This window comes from Anaerococcus sp. Marseille-Q5996, assembly GCF_946893725.1.
In the GTDB taxonomy this organism is placed as follows: Bacteria; Bacillota; Clostridia; order Tissierellales; family Peptoniphilaceae; genus Anaerococcus; species Anaerococcus martiniensis.
Genome location: NZ_CAMPPE010000002.1, coordinates 35,803 through 58,596, shown reverse-complemented (window position 1 = coordinate 58,596; position 22,794 = coordinate 35,803). Strand labels below are relative to the sequence as shown.

At 31.5% G+C, this 22,794-nt stretch carries 18 protein-coding genes; 5 read left to right on the top strand and 13 right to left on the bottom strand.

Translation table 11 applies throughout. The annotated features are described in order from the left end of the window. Complete coding sequence (gene secA / locus OC526_RS02705) at positions 1 to 2,763, bottom strand: preprotein translocase subunit SecA (RefSeq protein ID WP_262122053.1); 2,763 nt, start codon at positions 2,761 to 2,763, stop codon at positions 1 to 3. A gap of 309 nt (positions 2,764 to 3,072) precedes the next feature. Then, a complete protein-coding gene (gene hpf / locus OC526_RS02700; protein ID WP_262122052.1) occupies positions 3,073 to 3,624 on the bottom strand; it encodes a ribosome hibernation-promoting factor, HPF/YfiA family in 552 nt (183 codons plus the stop codon). 115 nt (positions 3,625 to 3,739) lie between these two features. Between hpf and OC526_RS02695 the strand changes: the two genes are divergently transcribed. Genes OC526_RS02695 through OC526_RS02685 form a run of 3 tightly spaced genes read left to right on the top strand, consistent with a single transcriptional unit; the run spans position 3,740 to position 8,103 of the window. Continuing rightward, positions 3,740 to 5,650, top strand: a complete 1,911-nt coding sequence (locus OC526_RS02695; RefSeq protein ID WP_262122051.1) for an alpha/beta hydrolase family protein — start codon at positions 3,740 to 3,742, stop codon at positions 5,648 to 5,650. Continuing rightward, positions 5,650 to 7,206, top strand: a complete 1,557-nt coding sequence (locus OC526_RS02690; RefSeq protein ID WP_262122050.1) for a 5-formyltetrahydrofolate cyclo-ligase — start codon at positions 5,650 to 5,652, stop codon at positions 7,204 to 7,206. Before OC526_RS02695 ends, OC526_RS02690 begins: the two co-directional genes overlap by 1 nt. A gap of 33 nt (positions 7,207 to 7,239) precedes the next feature. Then, positions 7,240 to 8,103 carry a DUF4300 family protein gene (locus OC526_RS02685; RefSeq protein WP_262122049.1) on the top strand — a complete coding sequence of 288 codons (864 nt, stop codon included), beginning with the start codon at positions 7,240 to 7,242 and terminating at the stop codon, positions 8,101 to 8,103. Between the two features lie 27 nt (positions 8,104 to 8,130). Here the strand turns inward: OC526_RS02685 and OC526_RS02680 are convergent, their stop codons facing one another. Next, complete coding sequence (locus tag OC526_RS02680) at positions 8,131 to 9,321, bottom strand: ATP-grasp domain-containing protein (RefSeq protein ID WP_262122048.1); 1,191 nt, start codon at positions 9,319 to 9,321, stop codon at positions 8,131 to 8,133. A gap of 94 nt (positions 9,322 to 9,415) precedes the next feature. Here OC526_RS02680 and OC526_RS02675 point away from each other — a divergent pair, with 94 nt between their 5' ends. Both OC526_RS02675 and OC526_RS02670 read left to right on the top strand, forming a co-directional pair. Beyond that, positions 9,416 to 10,114, top strand: coding sequence for an aspartate/glutamate racemase family protein (locus OC526_RS02675; RefSeq protein WP_262122047.1), 699 nt, complete (start codon positions 9,416 to 9,418; stop codon positions 10,112 to 10,114). Positions 10,115 to 10,191: 77 nt separating this feature from the next. After that, complete coding sequence (locus OC526_RS02670) at positions 10,192 to 12,030, top strand: acyltransferase family protein (protein WP_262122046.1); 1,839 nt, start codon at positions 10,192 to 10,194, stop codon at positions 12,028 to 12,030. Between the two features lie 33 nt (positions 12,031 to 12,063). Here OC526_RS02670 and serS read toward each other — a convergent pair whose 3' ends face one another. From serS to OC526_RS02620, 10 genes are all read right to left on the bottom strand, one after another. After that, positions 12,064 to 13,353: a serine--tRNA ligase gene (serS, locus tag OC526_RS02665; RefSeq protein ID WP_262122045.1), complete on the bottom strand. Its 1,290-nt coding sequence runs from the start codon at positions 13,351 to 13,353 to the stop codon at positions 12,064 to 12,066. Positions 13,354 to 13,588: 235 nt separating this feature from the next. Beyond that, positions 13,589 to 14,881 carry a branched-chain amino acid transport system II carrier protein gene (gene brnQ, locus OC526_RS02660; RefSeq protein ID WP_262122044.1) on the bottom strand — a complete coding sequence of 431 codons (1,293 nt, stop codon included), beginning with the start codon at positions 14,879 to 14,881 and terminating at the stop codon, positions 13,589 to 13,591. A 166-nt stretch (positions 14,882 to 15,047) separates the two neighbouring features. After that, positions 15,048 to 15,719 (bottom strand): NAD(P)H-hydrate epimerase, encoded by a 672-nt coding sequence (locus tag OC526_RS02655; protein WP_262122043.1) that lies wholly within the window; start codon positions 15,717 to 15,719, stop codon positions 15,048 to 15,050. Positions 15,720 to 15,726: 7 nt separating this feature from the next. After that, positions 15,727 to 16,695, bottom strand: coding sequence for an ATP-binding protein (locus OC526_RS02650; RefSeq protein WP_262122042.1), 969 nt, complete (start codon positions 16,693 to 16,695; stop codon positions 15,727 to 15,729). Next, positions 16,685 to 17,416, bottom strand: coding sequence for a DnaD domain-containing protein (locus OC526_RS02645; RefSeq protein WP_262122041.1), 732 nt, complete (start codon positions 17,414 to 17,416; stop codon positions 16,685 to 16,687). The genes OC526_RS02650 and OC526_RS02645 overlap by 11 nt, the downstream gene beginning before the upstream one ends. Further along, positions 17,406 to 17,978: a GNAT family N-acetyltransferase gene (locus OC526_RS02640; protein ID WP_262122040.1), complete on the bottom strand. Its 573-nt coding sequence runs from the start codon at positions 17,976 to 17,978 to the stop codon at positions 17,406 to 17,408. The genes OC526_RS02645 and OC526_RS02640 overlap by 11 nt, the downstream gene beginning before the upstream one ends. Next, positions 17,971 to 19,302, bottom strand: coding sequence for a replicative DNA helicase (gene dnaB, locus OC526_RS02635; RefSeq protein WP_262122039.1), 1,332 nt, complete (start codon positions 19,300 to 19,302; stop codon positions 17,971 to 17,973). The genes OC526_RS02640 and dnaB overlap by 8 nt, the downstream gene beginning before the upstream one ends. Beyond that, positions 19,302 to 19,751: a 50S ribosomal protein L9 gene (rplI, locus tag OC526_RS02630; protein ID WP_262122038.1), complete on the bottom strand. Its 450-nt coding sequence runs from the start codon at positions 19,749 to 19,751 to the stop codon at positions 19,302 to 19,304. The genes dnaB and rplI overlap by 1 nt, the downstream gene beginning before the upstream one ends. Further along, a complete protein-coding gene (locus tag OC526_RS02625; protein WP_262122037.1) occupies positions 19,729 to 21,735 on the bottom strand; it encodes a DHH family phosphoesterase in 2,007 nt (668 codons plus the stop codon). The genes rplI and OC526_RS02625 overlap by 23 nt, the downstream gene beginning before the upstream one ends. Beyond that, positions 21,725 to 22,630, bottom strand: coding sequence for a hypothetical protein (locus tag OC526_RS02620; RefSeq protein WP_262122036.1), 906 nt, complete (start codon positions 22,628 to 22,630; stop codon positions 21,725 to 21,727). The genes OC526_RS02625 and OC526_RS02620 overlap by 11 nt, the downstream gene beginning before the upstream one ends. Between the last annotated feature and the right edge of the window lie 164 nt (positions 22,631 to 22,794).

Here is a 22,794-nt window from a genome sequence, read left to right as displayed (position 1 = left end):
TTATTTCTTTACATTAGATTTTTTGCTTTCGCGTTCTAGCCTTCTGCGTTCAGCTCTATTAAGTCCTTCTGTTTGATCGGCTTCATCGCTTAATCCATCTGCTTGTTGAGATTTCACATTGCTATCTCCATCAATTTCTGGACCAAGTTCTGTTGTTGGAGTCATAACTTGTTTTCTTTGGATATTTTGTCTCATTTCTACATTCATCATGTATCTTACAGTTTCTTCTTGGATTGATTTTGTCATTTCTTCATACATATCAAAACCTGTGTTTGTATATGCACGTACTGGGTCTTCGTTACCCATTGCACGAACACCGATTTCTTTTCTCATTTGATCCATTGCATCGATATGATCCATCCATTTTTGATCGATAACTCTAAGCATGATTACACGTTCTACTTCTCTCATATTTTCAGAACCAAATTGTGCTTCTTTGTCTTCATATTTTGCAAGAGTAGCTTCTGTAATGTAGTCAATTAGATCTTGTTGGCTATAATCATTTATATTTTCAAAATGTAATTGAGTTACTGGTATCCCTAAAGCATTTAAGTGGTTTAATAGGGCCACCATTTCCCAATTTTCTGGTTTGATTTGTGGATTTGTAAAGTTATAAACACTATCTGTAATAACTTCTTTAATCATACCAATAATGGTTTCTTTCATGTCATGGCCATAAAGAACATCTTGTCTTTCATTGTAGATAATTGTTCTTTGTTTATTCATAACATCATCGTATTGTAAAACTCTTTTACGTGTTGCAAAGTTGTTTGCTTCTACACGAGTTTGTGCTTTTTCTACTGATCTACTTACCATTCTTGATACGATTGGTTCGTCTTCATCAAAATTTGCATTTTCAATAAATTTTGCTACTTGTTCCCCACCATTTAGTCTGATTAGGTCATCTTCAAGTGAGATAAAGAATCTAGAGTGTCCTGGGTCTCCTTGACGACCTGAACGTCCTCTTAACTGGTTATCGATACGACGAGATTCGTGACGTTCTGAACCAATGATATATAGTCCACCTGCTTCTTTTACTTTTTCGGCTTCTTCTTTTACACCAGGTCTAATTAAATCTTTGTAATGTCTAAATTTCTTACGGGCTTCTAGGATTTCTTGATCATCTGTTTCTGCATATGAATCTACTTCTTCAATAAGTTCTTCGCTCATGCCTTCTCTTTTAAGTCTTTGTTTAGCCATATCATCAACATTACCACCTAGCATAATGTCAGTACCACGACCTGCCATGTTTGTTGCAATTGTTACTGCACCAAGGCGGCCAGCTTCTGCTACGATAGCAGCTTCTCTTTCGTGGTTTTTAGCATTTAGAACTGTATGTTTGATGCCTGCTTTTTTAAGGGCATTTGATAATCTTTCACTGGCTTCAATTGAAATTGTACCGATAAGGATTGGTTGGCCAGTTGGGTGTACCCTGTTAATTTCATCAATAATTGCTCTGTATTTTCCATTTTCATTGATGTAAACATAGTCAACATCATCTACCCTTTGGATAGGTCTATTTGTTGGGATTTCTACAACGTCTAAATTGTAAATTTCGTCAAACTCTTCTTCCTCAGTTTTTGCTGTACCAGTCATCCCTGAAAGTTTGTCATACATTCTAAAGTAGTTTTGGAAGGTAACTGTAGCTAGAGTTTTAGATTCTGCTTTTACTTCTACACCTTCTTTAGCTTCTATAGCTTGGTGTAATCCATCTGAGAATCTTCTACCTTGCATGATACGACCTGTAAACTCATCTACAATTTCTACTTCGCCATTATTTACTACATAGTCGATGTCACGATGCATGGTTGTATTTGCTTTTAAGGCATTGTTGATATAGTGAGAAAGCTCTAAGTTTTCTGAATCAGATAAGTTTTCAATTCCAAAAAATCTTTCTGCTTTTTCTGTACCTTTTTCTGTAAGGTTTGATGTTTTTCTTTTTTCATCTACTAGGAAATCTACATCCTCTACCTTAAATTCACGGTCAAATGGATCTATGTCTGCATCTTCATTTGGGTCTAAGATTCTACCTTCAAGTGTTTGGATAAATTCATTTGCGCTTGTATAAGTATCTGTAGATTCATCACCTTGACCAGAAATGATAAGTGGTGTACGTGCTTCATCGATTAAGATTGAGTCAACCTCGTCAACGATAGCATAATTTAGGCCACGTTGTACCATATCTTCTTTGTAGATAACCATGTTGTCTCTTAAATAGTCGAAACCAAATTGGTTATTTGTACCATAAGTGATGTCTGCAGCGTAATTTTCTTGTCTTTCACTATTTGTAAGTCCATAAACAATACATCCTACAGTCATACCTAGGAAAGTAAATATTTTACCCATCCATTCTTGGTCACGTTTTGCAAGATAGTCATTAACTGTAACTACGTGCACACCCTTGCCTGTAAGTGCGTTTAAATATGCTGGACAAGTTTCAACTAAAGTTTTACCCTCACCAGTTCTCATTTCGGCAATCTGACCATTGTGTAAAACAATCCCACCAAGTAATTGGACTGGGTAGTGTTTCATACCTAAAACCCTATCACTTGCTTCACGTACAGTAGCAAATGCTTCTGGTAATAGGTCATCTAAACTCTCGCCATTTTTTAATCTTTCTCTAAATTCTATAGTTTTGTGTTGTAATTGTTCATCAGTCAATTTTTGCATAGATTCATCTAGGCTAAGGATTTTGTCAACAATTTTTTGGTTGTTATCAATTTCTTTTTGACTAAATGACTTAAATAAATTAAATATCGCCAAATTATTCACTCTCCAATTCTCTTAATTATTTATGTAAATGGTTAAAATAATTAAGTTTTACCACTATTATATTAAAGTATATTATGATTTTTGTAAACTGCAATATAAGTGGATTTTTTATAAATCTTATTTACTTAACATATAAAAAACGCAGTAGACTTAGTCACTTAAGACCCTGCGTTTAAAACTTAAGTATTTTTATAACTTTCTGCTAATAATAGTACCTTTTTAGGGGGAATTTTTCAAACAAAAAAGGTGCTAACTAAACAAATTATATTTAAATAATTTATTTAAGTCTGCACCCTAGTTTTATCTAGCTGGAACAATTAATCCATAATCTCCCTTGCGTCTTTTATAAACAACCCTTACATCCATTTCTTCTTGGTCATAAAATACAAAAAAGTCATGGCCCAATAGCTCCATTTGCATTACAGCTTCTTCTGTATTCATTGGCTTAAGTGGTATATTTTTTGTCCTAGCTATATTTATCTCATCATCATATGATTGATCAATTTTATATTCATCATCAAAAGTCTCATCGAAATTTTCAAATCTTATTGAATCATGATGGCGATTTTTAGTAAGTCGTGTTTTGTGTTTTCTAATTTGCCTTACCAAAGCATCAATTGTTTGATCGATTGCATTTTGATAAGTTTCATCATCTGCCTCAGCTCGAAGGATAGGTCCCTTATCCAAAAACATGGTTGCTTCAGCCTTAAAGCCATTGCCCTCTTTTGAAATTAGAAGATTTATTTCCTCCTCCTTAGAAAAGTATTTATCAAGTCTGTCATACTTTCTTTCTGCTTCGTATCTAATATCGTCAGTGATATTAATATCTTTGCCTGTTAAATTAATCTTCATAACATCATCTCCTCTTTCCTTTTTATATACTTACCCAATTCACAAATATGCAAACGTTTGTAATTTAAAAAATATTAAAATTAATGTATAATTAAATTAATAATTGGAGGAATTTATGACCAAGACAAAAATAAAAGATATACTAGACTACGAATTTTTATCTGGCCTTGAAATTTCAAAGGATGGATCAAAATTAGTCTACAAAAAAACCAAAGCTGATTATGATGAAAATAAATACCAAACAGATTTATGGATTTATGATACAAAAGAAAATAAAAATTATCCTATTACAGATAATGAAAAAATTTCAACATACACTTTTGATGAAGATTCATATTTAATCTATAAATCAAACTCAGGTGAGAAGAAAGACAGCTTCAAATCCTATAATGGCCATGGCATAGGCAAAAAAATCTTCGACTTAGATCTTGATGTAAAAGAAATAAAGTGGCTAAAAGATGAACTTTTTTTAATCAATGCCAGTGAAAAGGAAGATAAGAAAGCTAAGGATAAGAAAGAAAAAAATAAATATTTTGAAAAACTAGACACCCTTCCATTTTGGTTTAATGGCCAAGGTTATCTAGAAAAAAAGTCAAGTGCTTATTATTTTTATGATGCAGATGACGAAAAATTAACAAAAATAGTAGATTCAAAATTTCCAAACGAAATCCAATACCTAGCCTTAAATGATGATTTAACAAAAGCAGTCTATATAAAAGCAAATTATGATGATAACAATGTCTATGAAAAGTTAGATAGCCTAGTACTTTTAGATGTTGAAACCAAGACTGAAAAAGTTTTAATTGATAAAGTTTTTTCTTTTTATACTGCTGAATTCTTAGATGAAAAAATTATATTTATAGGTACAGATATGAAAAAAGGAGGAATTAACGAAGATTCTTTCATTTTCACTTGCGATTTTGAAGGTAACTACAAAAAAATTACTGATAGTAATTTCGATATGTCCTTTGGAAACTCACTAGGAACTGACGCAAGATTTGGGTCAGGTAAATCTTTCTTAAAGGCTAATGATAAGTTATATTTCATTGTGACCCAAAAAGAAACTACAAAACTTTATTCAATTGATAAAAAAGGCAATGTAAATCTTGAAATAGATGATCAAGTAGAAGATTTTGCTATCAATGGTGATGAAATTTATTATTTATCCATGGGTAAAGAAAGTTTATCTGAACTTAAGAAAAAAGGTCAGGACCACATCCTTGTAAAAAATAAAATCAAATCAAATGTCGGAGAAACTGAAACATTTGAATTTGAATCTAACGGAGATACACTCACTGGTTTTGTAGTATTGCCTCCAAAATTTAATAAAAATAAAAAATACCCTACCCTATTAAGCATCCACGGTGGACCAAAAACAGAATTTGGAGACATCTTCCACCACGAACACCAAATGTTTGCAAGTAATGATTACATTGTAATTTATACAAATCCACATGGTGCAAGTGGTAATGGAGTGAAATTCTCTGATATTCGTGGCAAGTATGGAGATATTGATTATTCAGATTTGATGACATTTTTAGACCTAGCAATTGAAAAATATCCACAAATTGATACTGAAAATCTTGGTGTATACGGTGGATCTTATGGTGGTTTTATGACAAATTGGATAATTGGTCACAATGATAGATTTAAGGCTGCTTGCTCTCAAAGATCTATTTCAAATTGGACAAGTTTTTATGGGGTTTCTGACATCGGATATTATTTTGGATCTGATCAAACTGATTCAAATCCTTGGGATAGCCTAGATAAAATGTGGGACCAGTCACCAATAAAATATGCAGAAAATGCAAAAACTCCAACCCTATTTATCCACGCTGATGAAGATTACCGTTGTCCTCTAGAACAAGGTTTACAAATGTATACCAAATTAAAATTAAATGGTATTGATACAAAAATGTATGTTTTTCATGGTGAAAACCACGAATTATCAAGATCAGGTAAACCTCACGGCAGAATAAAAAGACTCAAAGAAATTAAAAAATGGTTTGATGGGCACTTAAAATAATGAAAACAGAAACAAAAGTAAAATTAAAAAAAACCGCAGCAGATATGGTTTATAGGTTTAAAAATCACGAAATTGCTAACAATTCTGCAGCCCTGTCCTTTTACTTTTTACAAGCATCCATCCCACTTTTGATGGTCCTTGTATCGGTAGTTTCAAAAGTTTTAGAAAATAATGTAGATGCTATTTATTCTCTAATAGACTTTTTGCCATCAGCTTCTCAAGACATGGTCAAATGGGTAATTGATACCATGTTTATAAATACTGGATCCGCTTCAGTTACAATCATAACAGTTTTATTTGCCCTTTGGTCGGCTACAAAGGGGATGAATAATCTAATTACCTCTATAAATAAGGCCTATAGTTTAGAAGGAGAAAATAAATTTATAAAACAAAGGCTACTCTCCCTCCTATATACAATTATTTTTATAATATTTATAGTATTTATCTTAGTATCACAAATCTATGGGCCAAGTATTTTAAATTTTATAAATAACCAAGTTTTAACACGTATTTCTGATAGAGCTTTTGGCGGAATTTTTGATAGAGTAATCCAAACTTTATCATCTCCATTATTTAGACTAACAGTAATACTAATTCCAATTTTTATTATATCGGTTGTATTTGGAATTTTTTATAAATTTGCTCCAAATAATAAAGAAGACCGAGTGCCATTTAAAGATTCGCTATTAGGTGGGGTCTTTGCAACAGTAACTATTTATATAGCAACATTCATCTACTCATTCTTTTTGACAAATTTTTCAAAACAATCAGTGGTTTATGGAGCCCTTGCTGGTATATTGGCCCTCTTCATCTGGTTAAACCTTGTTTCCACAATTTTGATAACTGGTGCAGAGTTAATAGATGCAGCTAGAGAAAATTATAAATTTAAGTCAGAAGAAGAGATAAATAGATTTGCACAAGAAAATAAAACATTTAAGCAAACCTTAGAATCAACACTAGCTAGTTCAAAAAATGATCAAAACAATGAAAGTAAAAAGGAAGGTCATAGTATGAATAAAAGATCATTACGCAAAAGATTTAGAGACATCAGATACCATATGGACTATAATCAAAAAAATATGATTGACTATAGCATCTATACCAAATTTTTAAACTCAGAATTATTCCACAATGCACAATCAATATTTATCTACGTATCAGTGGCTGATGAAGTTGATACTTATGAAATCATCAAAAAATCTCTAGAACTTGGTAAGGATGTATATGTGCCATATATCACAGATGCGGATAATGCACTTATGACAGCGGTAAGAGTTTATTCCTTAGATGATTTAGGGGTTGGAGAATTTAATATCCCAACATCAAGAAATGTAAAATTTATCGAAAATCCAGACCTAACAATTGTCCCTGGCCTTGGTTTTGATAGAAATAAACACCGTTTGGGCTATGGTGGTGGTTATTATGACAGGTATCTAAACACAAACAAAACAACATCCATAGGATTTTTTGCAAGTGATGTTGAAGTAGACCAAATACCAACTAATGAATTTGACCACAAACTAGATTATATAATTACAGAAAAAGAAATTTTTTAAGGGGCTTATATAGCCCCTTTTTTTGGAGGCGAAATGAAGAAAGTATATGCTATATTGCTAATGATTTTATTTATTACAGGATGTAATAAAAATACTAATACAGCAATTCCTCAAAACGATGGAAAAAGACTTGTCTATAACAATCTATTAAATAAAAAATCAAAAGAAGACCTAAAAAGAATTATGGATGCAAGTGACTTAGATTCTAAAAACATCAATAGGTTTTTTAAACAAGTTGATTTCTTTAACAAAAATGTAAGCAAGGACCTTTTAATAGATAGGGATTACGAAAAGGCAGATAAGATAAAAGAATATGATGTGTATGCCATGCAAGATGAGCTTTTTAAAAAGCACCCAGAATTTACTGGTACAAATTGCAGAATAAATACTTTTGGTCTTATAGGTGATAAAATAATTATAGAAAATGCGAAAGACCCAAATCTTTCTGTAGTAGAAATAGACAATACAAGTTTTTCAAGTGATTTAGTTCCTACTTTAGAAAAGAATGAGATAGAAAAATTTAACAAATTTTACTCAGCCATCCCAACTGAAAATAAAAATGACCAGAATTTTCAAATCAAAAAAATAAAGGATTTTTGGAAAGAAAATGGAATTACATTTCCTAATAATAAAAATTATAGTGTAATTTCTGTTTTTGTATTTTCAAATATTGACGAAAATACAAACGAACTTTTTATAGGCCATACTGGTGTATTATTCCATATGGATGATGGCAGATATATGCTAGTAGAAAAATTAGCCTTCACAGCTCCCTATCAAGTGGTCATTTTTGAAAGCAAGGATGATTTATATGATTATCTGATGGAACTTTATGACACATCAAATGAAGAATACCCAATAAAACCCATCATTTTTGAAGATGATAAAGTTTTATAAAAAAAATTCCCCTAGCTAGGGGAATTTTTATATTTCAGTAATTGCAAAAGTTTCTTTGCTAAGCTTATCTAAATATTTTTTCATTTTTAATCTTCTGCTAATTTTTAAATCCTTTTTGTAAATTAGAGGATTTTCTGAATTTTTCTTTCTATCCTCATCTTCAAAGTCTTTTCTAAACTCGGGATCAAGATTATCTATAGTTTGTTTTAAATCTAGGTTGTAATATCTAAATTTCTTATCCCCTATTATCTCTTCTTGCTTATCAAAAATCAAATCATCAATGGCAAGTTTTGATGTATTTACTCCATTTAGGCTAGCAAAATAATGGCTGCGCCCTTGGCGAAGATTTATTTCTAAGGCATAAAATTTGCCTGTTTTTGTGTCTTTTTTGAAGTCAATATTAAATAAGCCATAGACACCAAGTTTTTCAACAATATCTCTTGCGTAATCAAAAAGGACTTTCTCATCAGAGTCTATTTTTGCAACAAAGTTTCCAATCCATTCTACACGTTTATCTAAAAGAATATTTCTTGAAATTGCCATAGAAATGGTAGATTTTGATCTGTAGCCTTCGATTGTGTACTCAGACCCATCGACTCCAGCTACAAATTCTTGGACAAGGATATTGTAGTCATAGCCATTATTAAAAATATTTGCCAAAATTTGATGAGTTTCTTCTAATGATTTAGAATGATAACCCTTTTGCCAGCCTTCAAAGTCTAAAGTTTTGTAAAATACATCATTATCTGCTTTTATAAAAACTTCTTCTGGATAATCCAAATCCAAATAATTTTGCCTATTTGCAACAAAGGTTTTTGGTGCAAGATCTAAGTCCTTTATTTTTTCATAAAAGTCGTTTTTTGTGGCAAGTCCTTTTATAACTTTAATATCTGCATATGGCATAAGAGGTTTGAACTTTAGTTTTTCAAGATTTTTCAGAGCAAAGGTCCTCATCACATCATCTGGTGCAAAGATTATAAAGTTTTCATACTTATCTTGATAGTCATCATAAATACCATTTATGACTTCTTTAAAAACTTCTGGATCCTTAGAAAAATTCTCTTTTTTATAAAAATTTATTATTTTAGAGTCCACACATGGAAGTAAGATCATAGATGTTGCTACAATTGGATATATATTATAAGCTTCGTGGATTTCTCTAGCTATTGAATATGTATTTAGGTCTGACCCTAAGATTATTGGTAAAAATTTGTTCATAAAAACTCCTATTATTTGAAAAACGGGCTAATAGTGATATATATTATATAATCGTATAATATAAAAAGCAAATCATACGAGTAAGGAGAAGATAATGAAAAAATTAGGAGTTTTAGGTGGCATGGGCCCTTTATGTACTGCAAATTTTTATCAAAAAATTGTTAAAAATACCAAGGCGGACAAAGACCAAGACCATATACCAACCATAATAATTTCAGATCCACAAATTCCAGATAGGACAGCTGCAATTTTGACTGGAAAGGATGAAGAAATTATGCTTAAAAAAGTTAAAGAAGACTTGGAAAGCTTAGAAAAGCAAGGTGTGGATAACATAGCAATTCCATGTAATACCATGCATTATTATTATGATACTTTTAAAAATTACACAAATAAAAATATTATCAATATGGTTGAAGAAACGCTTTTGTTTTGCAAAAAAAATAATGATTTAAACATTGGTGTTTTAGGTACAAAAGCAACTATGTCTTGTGGTATATATGAAAAATATGCTGAGAACCTTGGTATAAATATTATCCCGATGGATGATCATATCAAAGAATTTACCATGGATACTATTTATAAAATAAAAGAAACAAATGATACTTCACATCCTGAATTTTTGAAAATGATAGAAAAGTTAAAAAATACAAGGGTAGATGCAATAATTTTAGCTTGTACTGAGCTATCTTTAATTGATAATATAACCTCATATGATTTTGTAATAGATGCCATGGATATTTTGGCTTATGAATCTATAAAAAAATCCGGATTTGAAATCAAAAATAAGAAATAAATTACAAACTTCATAATATCTTAATAAAATTTTAACGCCAGCTTTGTTATAATTGTTCTGTTAACGAGGTGGCATTTATGAATAGCAGAAGAAAACTTAATAAAAAATATAATTATCTGACCATCCTTAGAGCAATTGCTTTTTTTGGAGTCTCTCTATTTCACACCTATTCACATTTTGTGCCGGGTGGTTACTTAGCAGTTATTATATTTTTAGTATTATCAGGATTTTTGACAGTAAAAACTGCTGATAATAAAACTTATGACATAAAAACAAAATTAAAAGTAAAATTTATTAATATTTTATCTCCAGTTTATCTAATAATGGCAACATCCCTCATATTTTCCTTTATTTTTGCGAGGACCATTTTTGATGATAGTATTAAATCTGCCCTACCAGTTGCATTAAACTTTGAAAATATCAGGAGAATCATAGCTGGAGATGATTATTTTAACCAACTTGGCAATTTTAATATGTTTTTGCATATGTGGTATGTTTCCCTATATATGCAATTTATAGTGATATTTTTAATTATAGACCAGTTTTTAAAAAATCCAAAGAAAAATAACAAAAGAATACTTATTTATGGATTTTTAACTATAATAAGTTTTGTATCGATCTTTTTATTTGGAAAATCACCAGATGATATTACAAGGATATACTATGCCATTGATACTAGATTTTCTGCATTTGGCATAGGTATACTGGCTTATTTGATTAATGAAAAGTTTGATAAAGGCAAGATAATTTCAGAATCTACTTACAAAATTGCAATATTAATTCTAGGACTTGTGCTTATCATTCCATTTTTTCTAGTCAATGGGAAAAATATATCATCCTACCATGGAGTTTTTGTTTTATATACAATAGCAGTTGGTATTTTGATAGCACTTTTATATGATTATGAAAGTTTAAGGACAAATTATCATCTTAAACATTCTTTGCCATATAATTTTTTAATTTATATTGGCGAAAGGTCTTTTCACTTATACTTGTGGCAATATATAGTGCAAATTTTTGTAGTATATCTTGCACCGAGATTAATGGATAACATATTATTAAATCTATTGGCCCAATTTTTGATTGTAATAGTTTTAAGTGAAATAAGCTTCCAATTATTAAAGTCAAAAAATTTAAGAAAATATATACTAATGGCATCACTTATTGTTTTTGTGATTTTATCAATAACTTCTCTTGTGTTAGGAAATAGCAAAAATGATGAGATAGACAATTTGCGAAATGATATAAAAGCAAGCCAAGAAAAAATTGACCTAGCCAATAAAGAAATCCTTGAGAAAAATAAAAAAGAAAATTTAAAAAAAGTTGAGAGAAAAGAAGATAAACCATTACCGGAGACCAAGAAATTAGATGATAATTTTAAAGAAAAATCCTATGATGATTTTGATTTTAGCGAAAAGGAATTAGAATATTTAAGTAATCTCAATGTAACGGCTGTGGGTGACTCAGTAATAATAAACGCTGACTCATACATTAGAAAATTTATTCCAAATTTTTACTTGGATGGTGAAGTTGGTAGAGATATGGTTTCTGGACCTGATATTCTAACACAAATCAAAAATAACTATGGATTAGGAGATATAATATTAGTTTCACTCGGATCAAATGGGTCAGCAAACCAAGCAGACCTTGAAAAAATAATGCAAATTGCAGACGGACGAGATGTATACTTTGTAAACACTTCCCACACCCAATCCTATATGGACTATGTAAATAAAAATCTAGCAAGCTTTACAGAAAAAAATGATAAGGCCCATCTAGTAGACTGGAGAGCATTTGTAAAAAACAGACCAGACCTCCTAGCACCAGATAGGACCCATCCAAATGTAGAGGGATCAGATGATTTTGCAAAACTAATAATGAGAAAAATCCTGAATGTAAATAAAGTTTCTGAATAAAAAATCCAAGCAATAAAGCTTGGATTTTTTTATTTATTTTTCAACTGGCTCGAGTTTTTCTTTACCACCCATATACATTCTAAGTGGTTCAGGAATTTTTACGCTGCCGTCTGCTTGAAGTAGATTTTCTAAAAATGCTATAAGCATTCTTGGTGGAGCAACTACTGTGTTATTTAAGGTGTGGGCAAAGTAGTTACCATTTTCTCCCCTTAGTCTGATTCCAAGACGTCTTGCTTGGGCATCTCCTAGGTTTGAACAAGATCCTACTTCAAAGTATTTGCCTTGACGTGGACTCCAGGCTTCTACGTCTACTGATTTTACCTTTAGGTCTGCCAAATCCCCTGAACAACATTCTAGGGTTCTTACCGGGATTTCTAGGCTTCTAAAGAAGTCTACAGTGTTTTTCCATAATTCATCATAAAATTTCATTGAATCTTCTGGTTTACAAATTATAACCATTTCTTGTTTTTCAAATTGGTGGATACGGTAGACCCCACGTTCTTCTATCCCATGAGCCCCTACTTCTTTTCTAAAACATGGAGAGTAGGATGTCATTTTTAGTGGCATTTTTTCTTCATCATTGATTGTATTTATAAATTTACCTATCATTGAGTGTTCAGATGTACCGATTAAATATAAATCTTCACCCTCGATTTTATACATCATATTCTCCATTTCTTCAAAGCTCATAACACCTGTTACAACTTCGCTTCTTATCATAAATGGAGGGATGTAATATGTGTAGCCACGGTCTATCATAAAGTCTCTAGCATATGAAAGAATGCCTGATTGGAGCCTTGCTATATCACCTTTTAGATAGTAAAAACCAGAACCAGAAGTTTCACGAGCTGCATCTAATTCTATACCATCAAAACTTTCCATAATATCAACATGGTATGGTACTTCATAATCTGGCACTACTGGCTCACCATACCTATCATTTTCCACATTTTCGCTATCATCTTTGCCTAGAGGTACAGAATCGTCGATAATTTGTGGGATTTTTTGCATTCTACTTTTAATTTCTTCTTCAAATTTTCTAGTTTCTTCTTCGATGTGAGACAATCTGTCGTTGATTTCTCCTACATGGGCTTTTGCAGCTTCTGCTTCATCTTTTTTTCCTTGGCCCATAAGAGCACCGATTTCTTTTGAAACTTTATTTCTTTCAGCTCTTAGATTATCTCCTTCAGTTTTTACAGCTCTTCCTTTTTCATCAAGTTCAAGAACTTCATCAACTAGGTGTAATTTTTCTTCTTGAAATTTCTTTTTGATATTTTCTTTTACTAGCTCAGGGTTTTCTCTAACTAATCTTATATCTAGCATTTTTTCTCCTTTTTTGCATAAAAATAGACCATCATCCTACATGGGACGAAGGTCTCGTGGTGCCACCCAATTTTTATGTTTGCTTACATACTCAAATTTAAAAAGCTAAAGGTAGATTCACTACTAACCACCAAAGATTTTCACCAACCATCTTCTCTCTAAAGGCTTTATAATAGTTACTAAGTCTTATCATCGCTCATATTTACTTAAGTATAGTATATAATAAAAATATATTTTATTCAATCCCTTTTTGGTTTTTTGATATTAAAAGTCCAAATATAAGAGAAATTAAAAAGACAAATACAAAGGCAAATCCAGCATCTGCCATAGGTAATTTATTGATACCATTTACATAAAAATTATTGCTAAAACCAAGGGCGCTAAGGGCATCTGCAAAACTTACAAGAGCCACAGCTCCTATTGAGATTTTATAAGCTAAGGGGCTAATATTTCCCCTATCAATTAAATTTAAAATATAAAGGCTTATTACAATAGGATATACAAAGAGCAATATTGGGATAGATATTTCCATTATTTTGTCTACTCCAAGGATTGAAAGTACAAATGATATTACTACCCCTAGTCTTACAAAAAATCTGTATGATAACTTTTTGAAATTTTCTGCAAAAATAGATGCAAAAGCTGAAACTAGCCCTATGGCTGTAGATAGGCATGCAAAACCTACTACTAGGCTTAAAGCAATTTGCACATTACGGCCTAAAAGATTTTCTGATATAGCTATTAAAAGACTAGTCCTATTTAAATCTGGATCAGCAAAAGCAATTGATTTTGCACCTACATAAGTAAGACCAGTATAGACTATTACCAATCCAAAAACAGCAATTAGTCCTGAATAAATAGTTGCCCTTATCAAATCATTTTTTTCACTTATTCCCTTATTTTTTAAATCTTCGAGGATAATTCCTGTTAAAAATATAGGGCCTAGAGAGTCCATGGTCTGGTAGCCTTCTATAAATCCAGCTGAAAACTTGTTGTCAGCTGTTGACTCTAAAACTACATCTGGGTAGAAAAATCCTTTTATAATCAAAATAGCTAATATTATTAATAATGTGGGTGTCAAATATTTTCCCACCCTATCTACTACCTTTGAACCATTTATGGTTAAAATATAAACTAGGGCAAAAAATAAAAATGAAAATAATATCTTATTAATATTTGGATAAAAAGGGCTCAATGCAACTTCATAAGTTGTCGCTCCAGTTCTGGGAATAGATAGTAGCGGACCCACTAAAGTTATACAAACTAGACTTAGAATACTTCCAAAATTATTGCTAAGTTTACTACCAAAAGACTTTAAATTCGCTGATCTAAAACTTAGTGCCAATATACCTAGTAAAATTAACAAGGAATCCGATAAGTTAAAGCCAAGGGATGCCAAAAACCAATCTTTTCCTGAATTCAATCCCAAAAATGGAGGAAAAATTAAATTACCCGCACCAAAAAATATGGCGAAAAGGGCAAGTCCTGAAATAATTATTTGTTTTGTATCTAATTTTTTTTGCTTCATCGCTTTTACCTGCTTAAGTGTTTTACTTTTTATTATACAAGTTTTATTTAAAAATAAAATAGCTTATAGAATTTAATTTTTACTTTCATTATAATTCTCCATAAGCATATCCAAAAATATTTTTACTTTTATATTTTATCCTCTTTTGTAAAAAAAATAAAGATGGCTAGTTTGCCATCTTATCTAATACATGATTTATTGCTCTTTGAGGAATGCCAATATCTTCTACAATACATTTGTTTTTATAAATTGATCTCTCATACACACCTTTTTTCATCAGCTGCATAGAAACTATCAAATCACAATCAACAATTTCACCCCAGCTGTCTCCACTTGTAGTGTCAAGACCTGAAGGTACATCAATGGAAATAATGTATTTTAAAGAACGATTTATAAGTGAAATTACGTAGGCGTAAGTTCCAGATATTGTGCGATTAAGGCCCGTTCCAAATATTCCTTCAATAATTGTAGAAACATTTGAAAGATTTTTTTCCATAAATTCTAAGTCTGCAATGGTTTCTAGACTATAAAGATTATCTGTTAGATTTTTTACAGCTTCATAATTTTTTAAAAATTCACTGCTTGCCTTTGCTATATCTCCAACAATATATATATCTACATAATATTCACGAGCTAGCAGGTTTCTAGCAATAGCAAGCCCATCTGCCCCATTGTTACCAATGCCAACTACTATAGCAAAAGTTTTTCGAACTTCTAGATTGATATTTTTTATAACAGCAAGGGCAGCTCTTTCAACCAAGGCTAGGGCAGGAATTTTTAGTTCACTAATGGCGTACTTATCAATTTCTATCATCTGTTTTTTATCTACAACTAGCATTGTCACCTCAAAAATTTCTTGTTTTAAGTCTCAAATCTTCCCCAAATATCTCAAAAACTTCACTATTTCCTATAATTCTAGAAAAAATCCTATCTCCATAAGTTTCTAATAAAGTAGATTCATCAAAATTTGTAGAAAAAATAATTGGCTTGCCGGCAATCATTCTATGGTTAACAATTTCAAATAAATTTGCGCTATCATTTTTGCTGGAAGCTTCACTTCCTAGGTCATCTATTATTAGTAAATCACATTCTAGGATAAAATCAAACTGTTCTTGGTGTTTTGCACGAGCTTCTTCAAATGCCCAGTTGTAGTCGTTTAAAAACTTAAAAAGTCTTGATGAGGTCATATAAAGTACAGAATAATTTCGATCAAGAATCTCTTTTGCAATTGCATTTAGTAAATAAGTTTTGCCACGGCCCACTTCTCCAAAAATATATAAATTATCAGTTTGTTTGTCAAAATTATTTATAAATCCATACAAGGATTTTTTTATAAGCTGGATATTTTTGTAAGGCGTTATGGGGTAATCTTTGTAAGGGTTATCAGAAAATAAAGAATCATCAAAATTTCTAAAGTTTTCTATAGAAATTAAATTCCTGATATTTGATTGGTTGTAGTTTTCATCTATTATAAGCTGCTTGCGACAAGAACACATTTGTGTACCTACAAATCCAGTATCCTTGCAAATTGGGTGATGGTACCTTATTTCCATATAATCTTTGGCAAAACCATTTTGCTCTAGGATATTAATTTTTTGCAATCTCAGATTTTTAAGGTCATTTTCTTTTTCTTCTGTACTTAGTCCTCTTAATCCATCTTGGATTATAGAATATCCTAGTTCTTTTATATTTTTATCCAAGGACTCCATGCTAGGAATTTTACTATATACCTCACTGATGCGTTTTTGTTGGTCGATTAGATTTTTCTCACGCCTTTGGGCTAGGATATTTGTCACCTTACCATTAGTTTCCATTCAAATCCTCCCCTAGCATTTTTTTAAAACGTTCCTCACGGGCTTTTTTTGCATAATCTTTTGCATGATCATTTGTAGAAGTTTTTTTTCTGTACTGTCGTGGTGAATTTTTGCGAGCAAGTTTTTGCCTTTCTTCACGCATCTTTAAATCATCTAGTGTAAAAATTCCTTGGTCACGCCATGTTTTTATGTAACCTAGGACATATTTTACATCCATATTGCCATTTACTTTTCCCTGGCGAAATGCTTCTGTCACTAGTTCTGGATCTGCCTTATAATCTGCCAATGTTTCTTGGATCCTAGTGATATCTGCTGTTGTTAGATTTCTATCAATTATTCTTTCGATGTTATCAAACATAATTGATTTTCTGCCAGCAATATCGTAGCTAATTTCATTATCTGATTTTGAATTATCCCCATAATACATTTGCCTTAGAGATATAATCTCTATATATTTTTGACCTGTTGAATCTTTTTTCTCGCGGAAAACACCCATGTTTACCCAAAATTCTATGCACTCATTGAATTTTTCTTCAGTAAAGGATAATTGTTTTTGGATTTTTTTGCTATCTACAATACCAGTATTATAAATGTCCTTGTATACTAATAAAAAAACTTTAAGGCTATCCCCATCTGCCATTTGCACATAGGTATTTAAAAACATATTTTCAAAAGCTGTAGTACCCAAATCAAGCTTTACATCTTGCATCTTAAAGTTCATAATAATCATCCTTTTTTAAGTTCATAATTAGTATCTTGGAAAATATAATATCTCTTTTGCCCTCAAAATATCTTTGATCAAAATCTATATTTTGGTTTTCAAAAACTTCTGTAGTGTGGCCGCACTCCTTAAAACCCAATTTTTTGTAAAGATTTATGGCTCTTTGGTTAAATAAATTTACTTCAAGAATCATTTCTCTAAATTTTAACTCATTAAAATAATAATCTAAAAATACGGACATGGCTTCATAACCATAGCCTAAAGAAACAAAATTCGGATCAAAAACTATACCCAGTTTTGCTTTTTTGGTCAATGGATTATAGTTTTTTAAACCCATAAATCCAATAAATCTGTCATCTTCAATCCTTTTGACTGCAAAATATCTTTTACGCGGTGTTGTTACAGAATTGTACCAAAAATTTATTTCAAAATCTGTCAGTCCACCATAATTGTATCCTGATAGCCTTGGGTCATCAAATTCTCCCCAATTTTTAAAACCAAGGGCTGTTTCACGATTTATTTTTTCGATGTAAACCCTAGCTTTTTCATTTTTACTATGCATTTTCTTCCCTATAACTTAGGTCTCTAAAAGTTGTACATGGTTTATTGAAAAATAAATCTAGGGTTCCTGTTGCACCATTTCTGTGCTTGGCAACTATGACCTTGGCAATATTGGGATTTTCTTCTTCATCGTAATAATCTTCACGATATAAAAGCATAACTACATCTGCATCCTGCTCAATGGCACCTGATTCTCTAAGGTCTGATAAGATTGGTTTGTGATCAGCTCTTTTGTCGGCCTCACGGGATAATTGGGCAAGGGATAAAATTGGGCAGTTTAATTCTTTAGAAAGTGATTTTAAACCACGAGAAATAGACGCAATTTCGTTTTGCCTATTTTCTTGGCGACCGTCTGCTTGCATCAACTGAAGGTAGTCGATAACTACAAGGTCAACACCTTCTTCAGCCTTGAGTCTTTTAAGTTTTGATCTCATTTCAGATAGGGTTATTCCTGGAGTTTCATCTACATATATGTCTTTTTGAGCAATTTCTTTTGTAGCTCTAAATAATAATTCCCACTCATCATCCTTTATCCTACCATTCATGACCTGCTCTAGGTCAATCATACTTACCATGGATAAAAGTCTGTAGTTTAGCTGGAGAGTGGACATTTCTAGAGAGAAAAAAGCTACTGATTTTCCTTCTCTGGCTGCATTCCAAGCCATAGTTAAACCTAAAGCTGTTTTTCCCATGGCAGGTCTGGCTGCAAGTAGGATCAATTGGGCTGGTTGCAGGCCTGAAAGTTTAAGGTCGATTGTTGATAGTCCTGTAGCAACTCCAGTTATATCTCCATCATTTAAGGATAATTCGTTGATTACTTGAACTGTTTCATCAAGGGTATCGGCTACTTTTATCAAACCTTCATTTAGCTTGCTTTGGGAAATATCAAAAATCTTTCCCTCAGCCATTGATAATATTGAGCTAACATCTTCATTTTGCCTGTAGCTAAGCTCCATAATATCTTCACTTGCCCCTATTAGACTTCTAAGCAATGCTTTTTCTTTTACAGTTTTTGCGTATGTATCGATATTTGGAGTATAAAATGAGGAGAGGGTAATCTCAGTGATAAACTCCTCCCCTCCAACTTCTTGTAATATATTTTCATTCTTAAGCTGGGATAATAAACTTATTTCATCAACCTTAATGTCTTTTTCAAACATTGTGACAATAGATTTATATATCCTCTGCGTCCTAGAATCATAAAAGTCTACAGGTTTTATTATTTGATTTGCCTTATCGAAAGTCTCATTTTTTTTGATAATACTTCCGATGATGGCTTTTTCTGCTAAGAAGTCGTATGGAAGAGGCCTACTTGCCTCTGTCACTATTGTACCTCAGCTACAACTTCTACTTTAAGATTTGCGTTTACTTCTGGATAAAGTCTAACATTTAGTTCAAACTCACCAGCTCCATCAATTTTTTCAACATCTTCGATTCTTTTTCTATCGATTTCGATTCCTTGTTCTGCAAGTGCTTCTGCAAGGTCTTTGTTTGTTACTGATCCGAATAGTTTGCCATCTTCACCAACATTTACTTTTTGAGTAATTGTAAGTGCTTCGATTTTTTCTTTTAATTCTTCAGCTTCTTTTCTATTTTCTGCTTCTTCAGCCTTTAATTGTGCTTGCATTTCTTCAAGCTCAGCCATATTCTTTTTGTTAGCTTCTACAGCAAGTCCTTGTGGGTTTAAGTAGTTTCTGAAGTATCCTGGTTTTACGTCTACTAGGTCCCCTTTTACACCTACTCTTACAATATTATCTGTTAGTATTACTTTCATTTTCTTCTTCCTCTCTTAAATATTCATTTATTGCTTTTCTTAGCATATCTTCGGCATTTTCCATGCTCATGTCTAATTGGGTTGCAGCCGCGGTTAAGTGGCCTCCCCCTCCGATACGTTCTAGTATTAATTGTACCGATATATCGCCTAAGCTTCTACCAGAAATGTGGATTTTGTTATTAGCTTTTGTAAGTACAAAAGATGCTTTCACACCCTTTATAGTTAGCAAATCATCAGCAGCCTGACTTGCAATTAAGCTAGAACCATCAATATCTCTATTAAAATGAGCTATGGCAATCATATCATTTACTATACTCGAATCTGCTATAACTTCCGACTTATATTTTACAATTTCAAAGTCATCTTTAAACATTCGTTTAATATAAACAGAATCAGCTCCCCAGCGTTTTAATATACTTGCAGCTTCAAAGGTACGGACACCTGTTTGGTAAACAAAATTTTTGGTATCAACAGTTATTCCTGCTAGAAGTGATTCTGCAATAGATGTCCTTGCCTTAAAGTCCTCATCAAGATAATTTAGTATTTCTGTAACTAGCTCTGATGCACTTGATGCATAAGGCTCAATATAAGAAATAGTTGCTTTTTTGATATAGTCATTTCCACGTCTGTGGTGGTCTATTATAAATATTTGATCAGTTCTTTCTATTAGGCTAGGTGCCTCAGTAGAATTTTTTCTGTGATTATCACAAACAACTACAAGCGATGAAGGTTTTATTCGGGCAAGGGCTTGATCTTCTGTTAATATATTATCTTTAAGCTCCTCAAGAGTCCCTGTCGTACTTTGATACATATTTTCAATTTGTCTTGGAACTTCATTTAAAACTATGTATGCATCTTTTCCTAAAAATCTTACACCCTCATATACTCCAAGGGATGAACCAAAAGAATCCATGTCTGGATTATTATGACCCATAATATAAACATCTGTAGATGCATTTATCATTCGTCTTAGAGCTCCAGAAATCACCCTTGATTTTACTTTTGAGGTTTTTTCTGTAGCCTTTGATTTTCCACCAAAATATTCGTAATTATCATCTATTTTTACAACTGCCTGGTCTCCTCCACGAGAAAGAGCAATCTCAATTGCAACCCTAGAATCACCATATATTTCACTTGGATTTGCTCCTGAAATACCTGCACCAATAGATAATGTTGGATTTATAGTATTTCCAGCCTCTATTTCCCTAATTTCATCCAAAATAGAAAATTTATCATCATGGATTTGCTGGTAATCTTGGTATTCCATGATTACCATATACCTGTCGTTTTCGTATTTTCTTACAATACCATTATGGCCATTAAAATATTCATTGATTTTTCTATCAACAGCTCCAAGAACCTGAGGTCTGCTTACAGAATCAGTTGAGCTTCTCAAATCTTCATAATTATCAAGATAAACTGTGAAAAATACCAGTCTCTTATCCTTAAATAATTGCTTTATAGATTCATCATATGAATTATCAATGCCATATAGAAAAGTTTCAGTAGTTTTTAATTCGTCATTAAAAATTGTTGAAAAATAAAATTGCATTGATTTTTCGTCAATTACGATTGTGATAGGTTGAATAATTTCCTTATCTTCAAAATTAATATGCTCAAAATCTGGAATTAAATTTGAAATATCAACTCCCACTAAATCTTCACCAGGAAATAAATTTCTAAAATATCCATTGTGCCATTTAATATTTGTTCCATCATTTAAAACTGCGATGGGAAAAGGCATCTCAAAAACTAAGTTTTTTGTGATACTATCAAAACTTAAATGTACATCATCTACATATCTTTGAATGGCTTTTTCATTATAATCTCTTTGGTTTTGCAAATAAAAATACAGGGCTCCACATGCTAAAATAGCTATGGCACCAGCTATTTGGTTATAATAAAAAACAAATACCGAAGTGATAACTGGCAGGATCATAGTATAAAAAATATTTTCATTAGCCTTCTTAGAATTATTTTCCATCTATCCTCCTTATCTTTTTCCTAAAATCAATAAATATATCACTTATGCCTAGCAAAATAAAGATAAACATAAAGAAATAGAAAAATATTATGATAAAAAACCATCTCATACTACGGGATAAGGCCCCAGCTTTTCTCATTGTTAGGTAATCATAGGTCAATATACCATTTAAAATTAAAAGTATGGCAAAAATACCAATAATATTTGCAAATATATAATTTGCTGGCACACTTATAGCAAAGCTTAATACAAAATAGATTACTAAAGCAATTGCAATAAGGCAGATAGAATCTTTTTTGCTAATTCTAATGGTATTTAGATTTTTAATATCTTCACCTTTATTTTTGTAGGCCAAAAAGTTTCTAACTATTTTTAAGGAAAACAAACTATAAATTATAGCAAGCCCTGACAAAATAGATGGATAAAGGGCAAAAGACAGTTCATAAATATTTTCTGGAATATCATATTCTAGATTTGTAGAAAAAACTTCTTTCATTTCATTTGCCATATCTGTGATAGTTATATTTTCGTTAATCATCTGATATTTATATATTCCAATAAATAACAAGCTTGCTAGGGCAAAGTTTATGAATATCTGATCTTTATCAGATAAATTTGATTTTACTAATCCTATTTGTATTAAAGATAAAAGTAAAATCGGGATAAAAAACAAGATATTTTGTTTAAAATCTCCAAATATTAGCCCAATTAAAAACGAACTGGCAAAAACTATTAAAAATTCACCAATTCCCTTATCTAGGCCAATAGCAGAAAAAATAATTGGTATGCTAGCAAGCAATAAAAAACTATCTCCTGCTGTGATAGTTAAAATACTGACTAGGCATATGTAAAATAAAATATTGACTATCTTATTTATATTTTTACTAATGTCCATAAAATTCCTTTCACTTAATTTTAGCACAAAGGTTCAAATCGAACAATTTGATTTATATATTTTACTTCTTCCTTGCCAAGTATCAATTTTTAAGACCTGGTCTATAAATTATATTTTGATAAATTTTACAATATAAAAAGCACTAATTAAATTAATAATTAGCA

Bases quoted from the DNA above. Each gene is read 5' to 3' on its own strand.
- hpf (WP_262122052.1), bottom strand. From the start codon at position 3,624: ATGAAGATTAATTTAACAGGCAAAGATATTAATATCACTGACGATATT.
- rplI (WP_262122038.1), bottom strand. From the start codon at position 19,751: ATGAAAGTAATACTAACAGATAATATTGTAAGAGTAGGTGTAAAAGGG.
- serS (WP_262122045.1), bottom strand. From the start codon at position 13,353: ATGCTAGATATAAGATTAGTTAGAGAAAACCCTGAGCTAGTAAAAGAA.
- OC526_RS02695 (WP_262122051.1), top strand. From the start codon at position 3,740: ATGACCAAGACAAAAATAAAAGATATACTAGACTACGAATTTTTATCT.
- OC526_RS02690 (WP_262122050.1), top strand. From the start codon at position 5,650: ATGAAAACAGAAACAAAAGTAAAATTAAAAAAAACCGCAGCAGATATG.
- OC526_RS02645 (WP_262122041.1), bottom strand. From the start codon at position 17,416: ATGAACTTTAAGATGCAAGATGTAAAGCTTGATTTGGGTACTACAGCT.
- OC526_RS02670 (WP_262122046.1), top strand. From the start codon at position 10,192: ATGAATAGCAGAAGAAAACTTAATAAAAAATATAATTATCTGACCATC.
- OC526_RS02620 (WP_262122036.1), bottom strand. From the start codon at position 22,630: ATGGACATTAGTAAAAATATAAATAAGATAGTCAATATTTTATTTTAC.
- OC526_RS02650 (WP_262122042.1), bottom strand. From the start codon at position 16,695: ATGGAAACTAATGGTAAGGTGACAAATATCCTAGCCCAAAGGCGTGAG.
- OC526_RS02640 (WP_262122040.1), bottom strand. From the start codon at position 17,978: ATGCATAGTAAAAATGAAAAAGCTAGGGTTTACATCGAAAAAATAAAT.
- OC526_RS02655 (WP_262122043.1), bottom strand. From the start codon at position 15,719: ATGCTAGTTGTAGATAAAAAACAGATGATAGAAATTGATAAGTACGCC.
- brnQ (WP_262122044.1), bottom strand. From the start codon at position 14,881: ATGAAGCAAAAAAAATTAGATACAAAACAAATAATTATTTCAGGACTT.
- OC526_RS02685 (WP_262122049.1), top strand. From the start codon at position 7,240: ATGAAGAAAGTATATGCTATATTGCTAATGATTTTATTTATTACAGGA.
- OC526_RS02680 (WP_262122048.1), bottom strand. From the start codon at position 9,321: ATGAACAAATTTTTACCAATAATCTTAGGGTCAGACCTAAATACATAT.
- OC526_RS02675 (WP_262122047.1), top strand. From the start codon at position 9,416: ATGAAAAAATTAGGAGTTTTAGGTGGCATGGGCCCTTTATGTACTGCA.
- OC526_RS02625 (WP_262122037.1), bottom strand. From the start codon at position 21,735: ATGGAAAATAATTCTAAGAAGGCTAATGAAAATATTTTTTATACTATG.